10 protein-coding genes are annotated in these 15,375 nt (G+C 69.0%); 5 read left to right on the top strand and 5 right to left on the bottom strand.

The annotated features are described in order from the left end of the window. Nucleotides 1-270: 270 nt before the first annotated feature. The 5 genes from CLU95_RS27550 to CLU95_RS27530 all read right to left on the bottom strand — a co-directional run bounded on the left by CLU95_RS27550 (nt 271) and on the right by CLU95_RS27530 (nt 9,698). Nucleotides 271-3,219, bottom strand: a complete 2,949-nt coding sequence (locus CLU95_RS27550) for an Ig-like domain-containing protein (RefSeq protein WP_099796533.1) — start codon at nt 3,217-3,219, stop codon at nt 271-273. Beyond that, on the bottom strand, nt 3,213-5,423 hold the full coding sequence (locus tag CLU95_RS27545; protein ID WP_099796532.1) for an Ig-like domain-containing protein: 2,211 nt from the start codon (nt 5,421-5,423) through the stop codon (nt 3,213-3,215). The genes CLU95_RS27550 and CLU95_RS27545 overlap by 7 nt, the downstream gene beginning before the upstream one ends. A gap of 286 nt (nt 5,424-5,709) precedes the next feature. Next, nucleotides 5,710-7,509 (bottom strand): acyclic terpene utilization AtuA family protein, encoded by a 1,800-nt coding sequence (locus CLU95_RS27540; protein ID WP_099796531.1) that lies wholly within the window; start codon nt 7,507-7,509, stop codon nt 5,710-5,712. 8 nt (nt 7,510-7,517) lie between these two features. After that, nucleotides 7,518-8,489 carry a Bug family tripartite tricarboxylate transporter substrate binding protein gene (locus tag CLU95_RS27535; protein WP_099796530.1) on the bottom strand — a complete coding sequence of 324 codons (972 nt, stop codon included), beginning with the start codon at nt 8,487-8,489 and terminating at the stop codon, nt 7,518-7,520. Between the two features lie 54 nt (nt 8,490-8,543). Further along, nucleotides 8,544-9,698, bottom strand: coding sequence for a CaiB/BaiF CoA transferase family protein (locus CLU95_RS27530; protein WP_099796529.1), 1,155 nt, complete (start codon nt 9,696-9,698; stop codon nt 8,544-8,546). 143 nt (nt 9,699-9,841) lie between these two features. Between CLU95_RS27530 and CLU95_RS27525 the strand changes: the two genes are divergently transcribed. The 5 genes from CLU95_RS27525 to CLU95_RS27505 all read left to right on the top strand — a co-directional run bounded on the left by CLU95_RS27525 (nt 9,842) and on the right by CLU95_RS27505 (nt 15,366). Beyond that, nucleotides 9,842-10,744, top strand: a complete 903-nt coding sequence (locus CLU95_RS27525; RefSeq protein ID WP_180288684.1) for a LysR family transcriptional regulator — start codon at nt 9,842-9,844, stop codon at nt 10,742-10,744. A 33-nt stretch (nt 10,745-10,777) separates the two neighbouring features. Next, nucleotides 10,778-11,530, top strand: coding sequence for a glutamine amidotransferase (locus CLU95_RS27520; protein ID WP_099796527.1), 753 nt, complete (start codon nt 10,778-10,780; stop codon nt 11,528-11,530). 88 nt (nt 11,531-11,618) lie between these two features. After that, nucleotides 11,619-12,257, top strand: coding sequence for a CDP-alcohol phosphatidyltransferase family protein (locus CLU95_RS27515; protein WP_099796526.1), 639 nt, complete (start codon nt 11,619-11,621; stop codon nt 12,255-12,257). A gap of 29 nt (nt 12,258-12,286) precedes the next feature. Beyond that, nucleotides 12,287-12,868, top strand: a complete 582-nt coding sequence (locus CLU95_RS27510) for a glutathione S-transferase family protein (protein ID WP_099796525.1) — start codon at nt 12,287-12,289, stop codon at nt 12,866-12,868. A gap of 101 nt (nt 12,869-12,969) precedes the next feature. Further along, entirely contained in the window at nt 12,970-15,366 is a 2,397-nt protein-coding gene (locus tag CLU95_RS27505; RefSeq protein WP_099796524.1) for a penicillin acylase family protein, read from the top strand. Nucleotides 15,367-15,375: the final 9 nt, after the last annotated feature.

Genomic DNA, 15,375 nt, shown 5'->3' with positions numbered 1-15,375 from the left:
CCCCGGCGGGCCCGCAGCCCGCAGCCCGCAACCACCATCGACAGCGAGAGCACCCAGCGACCCGGACGCAGGCGCTGGTGAAAGGAAAAGAATCGGGACAAAGACATGAAAGGCTCCAGACGCTTCCGCCAAAGGAAGCATCGTTCAAAAAAATCGAGACAAGGAAAAGAGTGGAAGCCGTGGACCCCACGGCAACGCGCGACAGCCGCACCAGGCGGCTGTCGCGTCCTGGGCGGCGCGGGGGTCGCGCCGCCTTGCAGGCCTGCCGGCTTAGAGGATGGTCACGTGGACCTTGTCCTCGACCAGCAGCTCGGCCGTGCCGGCGAGGTTGGTGTAGACGTGGTACGTCATACCGCCCACTGTGGCATTGCCGCCCTGGGTCCAGCCGTCGTCGCCATGGGTGCCGCCGAGCAGGTCGACTTCGCCGTTGGCGCCGTTGACCAGCATCTGCACCTTGCCGTCGGCCATCGCCATGTCACGCGCACCGCCAGCCAGCACGTCGTGCGCGCTCAGCGCCAGCGTGTTGCCGCCCGCACCCAGGTCGAACTTCTCAAAGCCCTGCACCTTCAGGCCGAGGGCCGACAGGTCGATGTGCATCGACTTGCCGTCCATCACCAGGGTGTCGATGCCCAGGCCGCCGTCGATGCGTTCGAAGTCGCCGCTGTTGACATGGACGGTGTCGTTGCCTGCGCCGCCATGCACCACGTCACCCGTGCCGACATTCAGGAAGGTGTCGTTGCCGGCACCGCCTTCGAGTCGATCTGCGAAGCCGAATCGGGCAATGACGGTGTCGTCCGCATGAACTCCGGACGCGACGTGCGTCTGATCCCCATCCTCCGACACAGCCCCAAATGCCGTGAACGGCTGTTGGTCATGGATTTCGGTCGACATCGCGTTGAGGACGACGGTACTTGGAACGACAATTCCGAGCCAGCTGATGCTGTCAATCATGATGCCGTGATCCCCCACGCCTTCCGGCCCGACCGTGATAGTCATGTAGGCCACGGCCTTGCCGGCGGGTGCCGTGAACGAATAGGGGGTGGAGGACACACCAGTTTTAATATCGCTTGAACCCAGTAGAGCTCCCTGTGCGTCGTAGTACTTGGCGCTTCCAAGGCTATGAACCGCAAAGAGGTTGTACTGCACGCCACTTCCTTCCGCGAAGTCGAACCGCGTAATTGAGTTCGTGCTCAACACCAGGGCTTGCCTACCATCCCCAGGGTTACTCGGGGAAGTTGCAAGGATCTGCATATCACCCAATGTCCCGCTCTTCACAGGCGTGATCTGAAGCCCGTTGGGTGTGGTGACTTGGACTCCTTCCGAAAACACTTGCAGAGCCATCGACTCGAAACCCTCAAACCGGTTTCCAACACTCCCGATTCCAAGCTCAAACGGATTCGAACTCAAGCTTTGATTCCCCGCCCGATCGGTCTGCGTCGCCGTAAGACTGTGGTTGCCTAGAGCCAAATCACCGTTTGGCAGGAACGACCACTTCCCGTCGCTGCCCACAGTCGTGGTGCCGATGACAGCGCTTCCGTCCTTGAGCGCAATCGTCGCACCGGGTTCGCCCGTGCCGTTCAGCACGGGGCGCTTGTCATCGGTTACAGCCCCATTGCCAATGCTCCCCTGACTGTTCCCAACATCGTCGTACGCATCAGTGATCGCTGGCGCCGCCGGCGCCACCGTATCCACCGTGAACCCGAACGAAGCGGACGGCACGCTGGCCGTGCCGGCCTTGTTCACCGCCACCGCGCTGAAGCTGTGGCCGCCGTCGACCAGTGCCGCAGCCGGCGTGTAGGTCCAGTCGCCCGAGGCATTGGCCTGCACGCGGGTCACTTCCACCCCGTTGTCATAGACGATCACGGTGCTGTTCGCCTCGGCCTTGCCCGTGACGACGGGCTTGGTGTCGTCGGTGACGCCGCCGCTGTACAGCTCGCCCTGCACGCTGCCCACGTCGTCCATCACCATCACGATGGTCGGCTTGGGCGGCGGCACGGTGTCCACGGTGAAGTCGAACGGCGCGGACGGTGCACTGACGTTGCCCGCCTTGTCGACGGCGGTCACGGTGAAGCTGTGTGCGCCGTTGTTCAGCCCTGCGGCCGGCGTGTACGCCCAGTTGCCCGAAGCATCGGCCTGCACGCGTGCAACCTCCACACCCTTGTCATGGATGACCACGGTGCTGTTGGCTTCGGCCGTGCCCTTGAAGTCGGGCTGGGTGTCGTCGGTGGGAATGGTGCTGCCACTGGTCAGGTTGCCGGTCACGCCGCCCACGTCGTCGACCACCGACACGATGGTCGGCTTGGCCGGCGGCGTCAGGTCCACCGTCACCTCCCACGGGTTCGAGGGCTCGCTGCGGTTGCCCGCCTTGTCTTCGCTCACCACGGTGAAGTTGTAGGTGCCGCTGTTGAGCTGCGTGGTCGTGAAGCTCCAGTTGCCCGTGGTGTCGGCCGTGACCTTGCCCAGCAGGTTGCCGCCGTCGCTGTAGATGGACACGGTGCTGTTGGCCTCGGCCTTGCCCGACAGGGTCGGGGTGAAGTCGTCGGTCGATGCGCCATGGGCCAGCGGCCCGCGGATGTCGCCCACGTCGTCTTCCACCAACTCGATGGTCGGCCGGGTAGGCGCCTGCGTGTCCACGGTCAGGGCGAAGTCCGCCGTGGGCTTGCTCTCGCCACCGGCTTGCGTGGTCACGGTGGCGTTCAGCTTGTACAGGCCATCGCCCAGCTCGGTCGACGGGGTGAAGCTCCAGTCGCCGTTGGCATCGGCCACGGTCTGGCCCAGCAGCACCTTGCCGTTGTAGATCTTCACGATGCCGTCGGCCGTGGCCTTGCCGTTGAGCGTCGGGGTGGTGTCGTCGGTGACGCCGTCCTTGGCGATGGCGCCGATGACGCTGCCCACGTTGTCCTCGGCGCCGGTGATGGACACCGTGACGTCGCGGGTGTCGAGCGTGAAGTCGATGGCCGGGCTCTTGGCGCCCAGGTTGCCCGCCACGTCGATGACGGCATGCGCGAGTTCGTGCGCGCCGTCCAGCAGCGGCGTGGTCGGCGTGAAGCTCCAGTTGCCCTGGGCGTCGGCCGGCACGCGGCCGATTTCGGTGCCGTGGTCGTAGATGACCACGGTGGCGTTCGGCTCGGTCTTGCCCGTGTAGGTCGGGGTGCTGTCGTCGGTGGTGCTGCCGCTGTTGATCGGGCCGGTGATGTCACCGGCGTCGTCGCTCAGCAATGCCGTGCCGGCTGACCCAGCAGCGTGGCGCCGTCGTACACCTTGACGATGCCGTCGGCGGTGGCCTTGCCCGTGAGCGTCGGGGTGGCGTCGTCGGTGACACCGCCCTTGGCGATGGCACCGGTGATCTTGCCCACGTCGTCGCTTGCGCCGTCGATGCGGATGACCACGGGTTCACCCGCGACCGTGAAGGCGGTCACCGGGCCGCGCGCGCCGGCATTGCCGGCCGCGTCGATCACGGCGTTGCTGAAGCTGTAGCTGCCGTTGTCCAGCGGGGCCGGCGTGAAACTCCAGTTGCCCTGGGCATCGGCCGGCACGCGGCCGATCTCCTTGCCTTCGTTGTAGATGACGACGGTGGCGTTCGGCTCGGTCTTGCCGGCGTAGGTGGGGGTGTTGTCGTCGGTGATGCTGCCGCTGGCGATTTCGCCCTGGATGGCACCCACGTTGTCGCTGAGCACCGCAGCCGAAGCTGCGGGCGGCGTGAAGTCGGCGGTCAGCACGAACTCGGCCGAAGGCGCGCTGGTGTTGCCCGCCTTGTCGGTGGCGGTGACGGTGAAGCTGTGCACGCCTTCGTTCAGCGGCGTGGTGGGGGTGTAGGCCCAGTTGCCGGCGGCGTCGGCCGTGGCCGTGCCCAGCGGCCTGCCGTTGTCGTACACGGTGACGGTGCTGTTGGCTTCAGCCTTGCCCGACAGGGTGGGCGACGGGTCGTCGGTGACGCCGCCGTTGACCAGCGCGCCCTGCTTGGCGCCCACGTCGTCTTCGGCTGCCACGATGGTGGGGGCCGCCGGTGCGGCGGTGTCCACGGTGAAGCCGACCACCGGCGTGGGCGTGCTCACGTTGCCGCTCAGGTCGGTGGCCGTGGCGGTGATGGTGTGCTCGCCCTGGCTCAGGTCGGCCGTGGGCGTGAAGCTCCACTTGCCGTCCGCACCAACCAGCGCGGTGCCCAGCAGGGTCTTGCCTGCGCCTTCGCCGTCGTACACATGGATGGTGCTGTCGACCTTGCCCGTGCCCTTGATCTCGGGACGGGTGTCGTCGGTGACGCCGCCGGGAACGATGGTGCCCTTGATCGCGCCCTGGTCGTCGACCAGCGTGTCGATCGACACGAGCAGGTCTTCGGTGTTCACGGTCACGTTCAGCGGGTCGCTCTTGCCGCTGCCGTTGCCTGCCGGGTCGATGACCTCGGTGGTGAAGCTGTGTGCGCCGTCCGGCAGCGGCGTGCCGGGCGTGAAGCTCCAGTTGCCATCGGGGCCGACCGGTGCGGTGCCGAGCAGCTTGCCGTTGTCGTACACGTTCACGGTGCTGCCGGGCTCGGCCTTGCCGTTGAAGGTGGGCTTGTTGTCGTCGGTGATGTCGCCGTTGTTCAGCGCACCCGTCTTGCCACCGGCGTCGCTTTCGGTGATGGTGATCGAATGCTGGCCTTCACCCAGGTCCTTCGAGGGCGTGAGGGACCACGCGCCGTTGCCGTCCACGACGACCTTGCCGATTTCCTTGCCGTTGTCGTAGATCGTGACGGTGTTGCCGGGCGTCGCGCCGGTGCCCGAGAAATCGGGGCGCTTGTCGTCGGTCTTGCCGTTGTGCGGGATCGGGCCCTGCACCTTGCCGACGTCGTCGTACGCGCTCAGGCTGTCGAAGCCGGGCTTGCCGGGAGGCAGCGGCTCGGGGACCACGGGCCCGACGGGCTGGGGATCGCCGTCGCTGCCGCTGGCGGCGGCAATCAGGCCGACGCCGAGCGCGGCGAGGCCGCCGGTCAGCAGCAGCGGCAGCATGCCGCCGAGAAAGTCGTTGCCGCCGGCTTCGGCGCCCGCAAGGTACGGCGCACCCGGGCCGTACGAATCGCCGCCGAGCGCCACGGGCGTCGACTGGCCTTCGGTCAGCGCGTAGATGTCGCTCGACGCGTCGGTGGGCGTGTACGCATACAGCTGGCCGTCTTCGGCCACGCCGTACAGGCCCACGGGCTCCGATTGCGCGTAGTAGCCCTCGAGCACCAGGCTCGGGCTCGTCTCGCCTTCAAGCGTGACGTGCAGGTCGGCGCCCACGCGCGTGAGGGTCACGTTCTCGGGCGCGAAGCCGTCGTCGCCCTTGAGCAGGTACTTGGCACCCTTCTGGACCTTGATCTTGAGCGGCGCCTGACCGGCTGCTGCCACTGCTTGGTCAATGTTCTTTCCGTTGCTGTTGACAACGACCTTCGTCTTCTTGGATGCCATGGAATTCCTGTGCTCGCTAGATAAAAATGGGACCGTGCAGCCGCACGCAGACGTTGCGCCAGATCAAACGGTGGGGGGATGGGGACACTCTAGGAAGAACACCTGGAAGGAGCCATCGGACGAGTCTGAAACCCAAAGCCGTAGGACTAGGCCAAAGGCGAAACTGTGAACAAAGCCCTGCAGCAAGGACACAAAGCGCAAAGGCCCTCGCGAATCGATGACTCGCGAGGGCCTTGGAAGGATGAAGAGGTCCGGCGAAGCGCTGCAGCGCGCCGGTTGTGCCCGCCTACACGCTGCGGGACGCGATGCGCACCGGCATCGACAACAGGATCTGCGCCATGCTCTTGCCCAGTGGGTCGGTGCGCAGCGAGGCCATGCCGCCACCGCCCAGCGCTTCTTCACAGACGAAGTTGAAGGCGCCGATGCCGGGGAGTTCGTAGCGCGTGACCGCGCCCTCGACCAGGTGCGCCATGTAGGCGCGCACGGCCTGCGCAGTGAGTTGCTCGCGCAGCACGGGCAAGTAGCGCGGTTCGCGGGCGAGGATGCCGATGTTGGAGACATCGCCCTTGTCGCCGCTGCGGGCGTAGGCCAGGCGGATCAGTGGCACTTCGAGCCATTCGTCGTCTGCGTCCACGTCGGCAGTCTCGACCTGCGGCATCACGTCATCGGCCGTCGCAACCTCCGCCGCCTGCGTCGCCACCGCCACGGGCCACGACTCGCCGGCCATCTCGACCATGGGCGTGAACAGCGCTTTGTCTACCAGCAGCGGAAACTGCCGAATCGACAGCGCCACCGACGGCCGCCCGCCGCCCAGGCCCGTGGTGCCGGGCGCCCACGAGGTGCCAGCCGCGGAAATTTCGCGTGCGAAAAGTTCGAGCGGCGCCTTGTCCGCGTGCGTCACGGCCACGCGCAGCACCGCCTGGCGCGGCGGCCGGTCGGTGGCGTGCGGGCCGTAGCACTGCTCGGCGCCGAGCACGTCGATGTGCGTGGCCGAGAAGTCGGCCCAGCCGCGCTGCGCGAACAGGTCGCGCGTGCGGCGCAGCATGGCCTCGCCGCTGCGCTGCGCCTTGGCGGCGGCATCGAAGCCGACGATCAGCAGCTCGGCGTTGCAGCGGTAGCCCGCGGCGTAGGTGGCCGTGACCTTGTAGCGGCCCGACGGGGCGCGCCCGCGTGCGCCCGAGACGCGCACCGCGTCGACGCCCACGTTCTCGGTGCGCACCTCGCGAAAGTCGCAGGTCACGTCGGGCAGCAGGTAGGCCGCCGGGTCGCCGATTTCGTACAGCAGCTGTTCGCCCACGGTGGCCCGGCTCACGAGCCCGCCGGTGCCGGGCGGCTTGCCGACGATGAAGCTGCCATCGGCCGCGCATTCGACCACCGGGTAACCGATGTGCGCCCAGTCGGGCACCTGTTCCCAGTCGGTGTGCAAGCCGCCGGTGGCCTGCGCGCCGCATTCGATGATGTGGCCGGCCAGGCTGCCGCCCGCGAGGCGGTCCCAGTCGTTGTCGGCCCAGCCGAATTCGTGCATCAACGCGCCGAGCGTGACGGCGCTGTCGACGCAGCGGCCGGTAATGACGATCTGCGCGCCGGCGTCGAGCGCCCGCGCGATCGGCACGGCGCCCAGGTAGGCGTTGGCGCTCACGAGGCGTTCGGGCAGCGGTGCGCCCGTGCTCATGTGGCCGATGCCCTGCGCGCGCAACGCGCCGGCATGCGGCAGCGCGTCGTCGCCGGTGACCACGGCGATGCGCGGCGCGAGCCCCATGCCGGCCGCCAGCTGCGTGAGCGCGGCGGCGCAGGCGCGCGGGTTCACACCGCCCGCGTTGGCGATCACGCGGATGCCCTGGCGCATCACGTCGGGCAGCACGGCGGCCATCGCGGTGGTGACGAAGTCGGTGGCGTAGCCGGCGTCGGGGTTCTTCAGCTTCGCGCCGGCCAGCAGCGACATCGTGAGTTCGGCGAGGTAGTCGAACACGAGGTAGTCGATATCGCCCTTCTGCACGAGCTGCGGCGCGCCGGTGCTGCTGTCGCCCCAGAAGCCCGAGGCGCCGCCGATGCGCACGGTCTTCGTCTGTGTGTCCGTGGTGCTCATCGCGCGGCTCACTCGGGCTCGATGCCGGCCGCGCGGATTACGCGGCCCCACTTCTGCGATTCAGCAGCCTGGAACTGCGCGAGCGCCTCGGGCGTGCCGGTGGCAGCCTCGCCACTGGAGATGGCCTGGTAGGCGACGATGGCGGGCGAGGCCGACACCTTGTTCAGCATCTCGTTGAGCTTGCGCGTGACGGCCGCGGGCGCGCCCGACGGCAGATAGACCGCCGTCCAGTACGACATGTCGTAGCCCTTCACGCCGGCCTCGGCCACGGTCGGCAGCGCGGGCACGGCGGCCAGGCGCTTGTCGCCGCTCACGGCCAGCGCGCGCAGCTTGCCGCTCTTGACGTGCGGCAACGCGGTGGGCGCGTCGGCGAACATGAAGTCGACCTGCCCGCCCAGCAGGTCGGTGATGGCCATCGGGTTGCTCTTGTAGGGCACGTTCATCATGTCGATGCCCGCCATCTGCTTGAGCAGTTCGCTCGCCACGCGGCTGGACGAACTGCCGCTGCCGAAGTTGAGCTTGCCCGGCGACTTCTTCGCCGCCGCCACGAGGTCGGCCACCGACTTGATCGGCGATTCGGCGCCCACCAGCAGCAGCATGTGGCCCTTGGACAGCAGGCCGACCGGCGTGAAGTCTTTCACCGGGTCGTAGGGCAGCTTCTTGTACAGGTGCTCGTTGGCGGCGTGCGTGGTGTTGGTGGTCATCAGCAGCGTGTAGCCGTCGGGCGCGGCCTTGGCGACGTACTGCGCGGCCAGGAAGCCGCTGGCGCCCGCGCGGTTTTCCACGATCACCGGCACCTTGTATTCGGTGGTCAAGGCCTGCGCGAAGCTGCGCGCCTGCTGGTCGGTGCCGCTGCCGGCCGCGAAGGGCACGACGACGGTGAGCGGCTTGGCGGGATAGTCCTGCGCGTGGGCAGGTGCTGCCGCCGCTGCCGCAGCGAAGGCCAGGACCGCGCCGAGGCGGAAGATGGAAGTGCGCATGGGTGATGTCTCCGGTGGTCTGTCGTTTTTAGAAAAGGAAATCGGTGCGGTCGCTCAAGCGCTGTCGCGCTGCGGCACCGGCGGCGCACCGAGCGCCGCGTTGTGCTCGCCCAGCCGGGGCGCGACCGCGCGATGCGCGGGCCGCACGCCATCGATGGACATCGGCAGCGCGGTCAGGCGGAAGTCTTCGCCCGGCACGGGCTGCAGCATGCCGAGCGCTTCGACCTGCGGATGCGCGACGGCTTCGGGCACGGTGTGCACCGGCGCGCAGGGCACGCCGGCCGCGGTGAAGCGCGCCATCCAGTCGGCGCGGGTGCGTGCGCGCAGCAGCGGGCCGATCTGTTCGAACAGCGCGGCCTTGTGCTGCAGCCGCTGGCGGTTGTTGGCAAAGCGCGCGTCGGTGGTCCAGTCGTCGCGACCGAGTTCGTGCGCGAACTTGGCGAAGAGGCGGTCGTTGCCGCAGCAGATCAGCAGCGGCGCATCGGCGGTATCGAAAGATTCGTAGGGCACGAAGCCCGGGTGGCCCGAGCGGTGGCGGTCGGGCAGCCGCCCTTCGTTGACGTAGGCATCGGCCTTCTGCCCGGTCCAGACCAGCGCGGTCTCGAGCAGCGAGGTGCTCACCACGCCGCCCCGGCCCGTGAGATGGCGGCGCTGCAGCAGCGCCAGCGCGCCGATCACGGCCCACATGCCGGTGCCCTGGTCGCAGACCGAGGCGCCGGTGCGCATCGGCGGATCGTCGGGCCCGCCGTTGATGCTCGACAGCCCGCTGAAGGCCTGGATCAGCGGCTCGTAGCCCGGTTGCATGCGCAGCGGACCGGTGTGGCCGAAGGCCGAGATTTCGCAGTAGATGAGCCGCGGATGGCGCGCGCACAGCGAGGGGCCGTCGATGCCCATCGACTGCGTGACGCCGGGGCGCAGGTTGTGGATGAGGATGTCGGCGCCGGCCGCGAGCACCTCGAAAGCCGCCATGCCTTCGTCGCTCTTCAGGTCGATGGCGACCGAGCGCTTGCCGCGGTTGAACACGTGGAAGTTGAGCGCGTCGCCGTGGCGGAATGCCGGGCCCATGTGGCGCGCGTCGTCGCCGCCTTCGATGCGTTCGAGCTTCACGACGTCGGCGCCGAGGTCGGCCAGGATCGCGCCCGCGAAGGGCCCCGCCAGCACCTGCCCGAGTTCGAGCACCCGGATGCCTTCCAGAATTTGGGGGTTCATGTCTCGAGGGCTCGGGGGCCCCTTGTCTCCGTTGCGTTGAAGGCGCCAGTCTGGGCGCCACGCATTGATCTGTGAAGAACAATATTCCTATATCTGTGATAACTTGGATGGATCAATCCACCGCCACCCGAGGAGCCGCGTCCGTGCGAGTCGACATCACGCTGCAGCAGCTCGAGGCCTTCGTCGAAGTCGCGAAGACCACCAACTTCCGCGCGGCCGCGCAAGCCTTGCATGTGTCGCAGCCGGCGCTGAGCCGCACGGTGCGCATCGTCGAAGACCTGGTGGGCGCGCGCCTGTTCGACCGCGACACGCGGCATGTGGAACTCACGCCGGCCGGGCGCGAGTTGCTGCCGATTGCGCTGCGCATCCTGGAAAACTTCAACAGCTCGTTCAGCGAGCTGTCGCAGTTCCTCGAAGGCCGCAGCGGCCACCTGACGATCGCGGCGCTGCCCTCGACCGGGGTGGCGCTGCTGCCCGGTGCCATCGCCGAATTTCGCGAGCAGCATCCGCAGGTGGAGTTCTCGCTGATCGAAGGGCCGGCCGACGCGGTGCGCGCCGCGGTGGACGAAGGCCGCGCCGACTTCGGCCTCAGCGTGCGTCCCGGCCCGCACGAGCCTTTGCTCTATCGGCACCTGCGCGACGACCCCTTCGTGCTGCTGTGCCGGCGCGACGACCCGCTGGCCGCGCGCGCCTCGGTGTCGTGGTCGGTGTTCGCGACGCGACCCTTCATTGCGAGCAGCTTCCAGAGCAGCATCCGGCCGATCACCGACGCCGCCTTTCTGCAGCGCGGCCTGCAGGTGCAGCCTGCGCTCGAGTACCCGAGCGTGGCCGTGGCGGGTGCGCTGGTCGCGGCCGGGCTGGGGCTCACCGCCCTGCCCCGGCTCGCGCTGCAGCTGTCGCAGAACGACGAGCTGACCACCGTGCCGCTGCAGCGACCGGTGATGTCGCGGCCCATCGGGTTGGTCACGCGTGCGGGGCGTTCGCCCTCGCCGGTGGGTCGCGCGTTCATGGACCTGCTGCACCGTCGGGAATCGTCCCCGCGCTGACTTCGGCGCGCCGGCTGCGGCATCATCGACGCCATGCACAGCACGCCCCCGTATCCCCTGGTCATCGTCAAGGTCGGTGACACCCATGACGCGCTGCGCGAAGGCCGCGGCGACTTCGAGCACTGGATCGCCGACGGCCTCGGCACGCAGACCCTGCCCCTCGTCGTGGTCGACCCGCGCCGCGGCGACACGCTGCCCGCGCCCGGCCAGGTGGCCGGCGTGGTCGTCACCGGCTCGCACGCAATGGTGTCGCACCGCGAACCCTGGAGCGAAACCACCGCCGTCTGGCTGGCCGAGCTGGTCGCGCGCGACACGCCCGTGCTCGGCATCTGCTACGGCCACCAGCTGCTGGCGCACGCGCTCGGCGGCGAGGCCGGCCACCACCCGCAAGGCCCGGAGGTCGGTACCGTCACTGTCACGCTCGACGCAGCTGCCGCCGGCGACGCCCTGCTGGGCGATCTGCCTGCGCAGTTCCCGGCGCAGGCGATCCACTGGCAGAGCGCGCTGCGCCTGCCCGAGGGCGCCGTGCGACTGGCCCACAGCGCGCATGAGCCCGTTCATGCCTTCCGCGTGGGCGCGCAGGCCTGGGGCCTGCAGTTCCACCCCGAGTTCGACGCCGAGACCATGGGCGGCTACATCGACCTGCTGGCCCGCGACCTCGCCTCGGACGGCCTCGATGCCGCGGCGCTGCGCGACGGCGTGCGCCCCACGGGCGCGGCGGCAGGCCTGCTCGGGCGCTTCGCACGGATCGTCGAGGCGAAAGCCCAGGCACAACAAGGCGCCTGACCCTGCCGACGGGGCGTCGGCGCGCGACTACAAAGAGCGGGCCGCGCTTGGGTTAAGGTGCGGTTCCTTTCGCAGCTTTCCCCGCCTCATGACCACGCCTTCGTCCCCGCCGGCCCGCAAGCATTTTTCGATGATCCGCGGCTTTCATTTGGCCGATGTGTTCACGCTCGGCAACGCGGCCTGCGGCGTCGGGGCGGTGTTCTTCGCGATGGCCTTCATGCGCAGCCAGTCGCTCGCCCACTTCTACTGGGCCGCGGCGCTCGCCCCGGCCGCCTTCATCTTCGACGTGCTCGACGGCCGCATCGCGCGCTGGCGCCAGACCCAGTCGGCGCTCGGGCGCGAGCTTGATTCGCTGGCCGACGTGATTTCGTTCGGCGTGCTCCCCGCCGCACTCGCTTTCGCGGCCGGCATGGACGGCGGCTGGGACTGCGCGGTGCTCATCTACTTCGTCGGCTGCGGCGTGAGCCGGCTCGCACGCTACAACGTGACGGCCGAGGCGCTCTCGGCCGGCGCCGACAAGGTCAAGTATTTCGAAGGCACGCCGATCCCGACCAGCGTGGTGCTCGTGGGTGTGCTGGCCTACGCGGCCTCGAAGGGTACCCTTGGCGCCAACCTGTGGGGCGGCGCGTGGGTGCTCGGCCCGTGGCAGCTGCACCCGCTGGTGCTGCTGTTCGCGCTCTCGGGCACGCTGATGATCAGCAAGACCCTGCGCATTCCCAAGTTCTGACCGTTCCTCCCGAGGCAAAGGAGACCCGCATGACGATGAAGCTGTATTTCGACCCGCACAGCCGTGCGCAGGTCGCCAAGTGGATGCTCGACGAGGCCGGGGTCGACTATGAGATCGTGCCCACGCTCATCAAGGAGGGCGCCCACAAGCGCCCCGAGTTCCTGAAGATCAACCCCGCCGGCAAGCTGCCCGCGCTGGTCGACGGCCGCACGCGCATTTTCGAGAACGCGGCCATCTGCATGTACATCGCAGAGAAGTACCCCGGCAAGCGCCTGGCACCGGCCGTGGGCACGCCCGAGCGCGGGCGCTACCTGTCGCTCATGGTCTATTCGACCGCGCAGCTCGAGCCGTCGATGGGCGACAGCCTGCTGAAGATCAAGAGCAACAACAGCGCACGCGGCTGGACGAATTTCGAACACGCCAAGGACGCCGTCGAGCGCGAACTCGGCGACGGCCCCTACCTGTTCGGCGCGCAGTTCACGGCGGCCGACGTGATGATCGGCTCGATGCTCATCTGGCACCGCGCCTTCGGCGGCCGCAGCAACCGCCCGAAGCTCGACGCCTACATCCACCGGCTGCAGGCGCGGCCCAAAGGCATGAAGTTCGGCTGAGGCGGGCGGCAAGGCGTGCCGCGCTGGCGACAGTGCGCGGCGGAGGTTCATCCTCTAATCGGTCCCTCTTTTTCGACCCTTTTCCCCACCACGCCCGCCCCATGACATCGAACACCCCGCGCTCCCGGTTCTCGTTGACGGCCCTCTCGCTGGGGCTGGTCGCCCTGCTCACGGCCTGCGCCAGCGCGCCGCCGCCCGGCAGCCGCAGCGTGACGGTCGAACGCACCACCTTCGGCATCGCGCACATCACGGCGCCCGACTACGAAGGCCTGGCCTACGGCACCGCCTACGCACATGCGCAGGACAACGTCTGCCAGACCGCCGAGCACCTGCTGACCCTGCGCGGCGACCGCGCACAGTTCCTCGGCGCGCAGAACACCGGCGACTTCGGCCTGGGCCGCATGCCCAACACGCAGATCGACCTGTTCGTGCGCTATCACATGGACGATGCGGCGCTCGCCCGCGCGGCGGCCACCACCAGCGCCGACGTGCAGGCCTCGCTGCGCGGCTACGTGGCGGGCTACAACCGCTATCTGCAGGATGTGGGCCCCAACGGCCTGCCCGAGGCCTGCCGCGGCAAGCCCTGGGTGCGCCCGATGACGGCCGCCGACCTGGCGCGCGCCACCGAGCAATCGATGATCCAGGGCGGCCTGGGCGCACTGGCCGGCGCCGTGCTGGCCGCCGTTCCGCCGGCCCCGGGCAGCAAGACCGGGGCGGCGCCGGTCGCGCTGAATGACGCCGTGGCCGAGATCGGCCGCCACAGCTTCAACGCCAACCCCGAAGGCGGCGAGCTGGGCTCCAACGGCTGGGCCTTCGGGCGCAACGCCACGCCCGACGGCAAGGGCCTGCTGCTGGGCAACCCGCATTTCCCCTGGAACGGCACCAACCGCTTCTGGCAGATGCACCTGACCATTCCCGGCCAGCTCGACGTGATGGGCGCCACCGGCGGCCTGAGCCCGGTGGTGTCGATCGGCTTCAACAAGGACGTGGCCTGGACCCACACCGTGTCGACCGGCAAGCGCTTCACGCTGTACGAACTCAAGCTCGACCCCAACGACCCGACCGTGTACTGGGTCGACGGCCAGCCCCGCAAGATGGTCGCGCGCACCGTGGTGCTGCCGGCCGCCGCCACGGCAGGCGGCGCACCGGTGCAGCACACCTTCTATGCCACCGACTGGGGCCCCGTGGTCTCGCTGCCGCGCGCCGGCCTGGGCTGGACCGCCCAGAAGGCCTATGCGATCCGCGACGCCAACACGCTCAACGTGCGCTCGGCCGAGAGCTGGATGAAGATGGGCCTGGCCCGCAACGTCGGCGAGCTGCGCGCCGCCATGGGCAACCAGGGCATCCCGTGGATCAACACCCTTGCGGCCGACCGCGACGGCAACGCGATGTACGCCGACCTGTCGGTGGTGCCCGACGTGTCGGCCGAGATGCTCAAGGCCTGCGCGCCCTCGCCGGCCGCCGCCGCGCTGCTCAACGCGGCCGGCCTGCCGGTGCTCGACGGCTCGCGCAGCGCCTGCGCCTGGCACCGCGACCCCGGCGCCGCCGCGCCCGGCATCATCGCTCCGGCCCGCATGCCGGTCGTGGTCACGCCCGACTACGTGCAGAACAGCAACGACAGCTTCTGGCTCAGCAACCCCGAGACGGCGCCGATGGCGGGCGTCTCGCCGCTGGTCGGCCCTGTCGGCGTGCCGCAGCGGCTGCGCACGCGCAGCGCGATCATGGAAATCCGCGGCCGTCTCGCGGGCAGCGACGGCATGCCCGGCAACCGCATGGGCGCGGCCGAGCTGCGCAGCGTGATCTTCCGCGACAGGAACCTCGCCGGCATGCTGGTGATGGACGACCTGCAAGCCGCCTGCACGGCCGCCGGCGCCACGCTGAATGCCGATCAGGCCCTCGGCTGCCGCGTGCTCTCCGCCTGGGACCGCACCAGCAACGCCGACGCCAAGGGCGCGGTGCTGTTCCGCGAGTTCTGGCGCAAGGCCAAGGACCTGCCCAAGGTGTGGCGCGTGCCCTTCGACCCGGCACAGCCGGTGAGCACGCCGACCGGCCTGGACATGGCCACGGCCGCCACGCGCGACGCGGTGTTCAAGGCGCTGGGCGACGCGGTCGGCATCGTCCGCACCGCGGGCTTCGCGGCCGACGTCGCGCTGGGCGTGCCGCAGTCGCGCACCGTGCGCGGCCAGAAGATCGCGCTGCACGGCGGCGACGAATTCGAAGGCGTGCTCAACAAACTCGAATCGCAGGGCCAGCCGCAGATCGATCCGAAGGGCTACGCCGTCAACTACGGCAGCAGCTACATGCAGGTCGTGACCTTCGACGCGCGCGGTCCGGTGGCGCAGGGCCTGCTCACCTACGGCCAGAGCAGCGACCTCGCCTCGCCGCGCGCCTACGACCAACTGCCGCTGTTCGCGGCCAAGCAATGGCACCCGCTGCCGTTCCACCCGGCCGACGTGCAGGCGCAGCGCGAAGGCCAACCGCTGCAGCTGGCGTACTGAAGAACGAAC

The organism is Variovorax sp. 54, from assembly GCF_002754375.1.
In the GTDB taxonomy this organism is placed as follows: domain Bacteria; phylum Pseudomonadota; class Gammaproteobacteria; order Burkholderiales; family Burkholderiaceae_C; genus Variovorax.
Note: the sequence above shows the minus strand (reverse complement) of the source record. Positions and strands in the feature narration are given on the sequence as shown.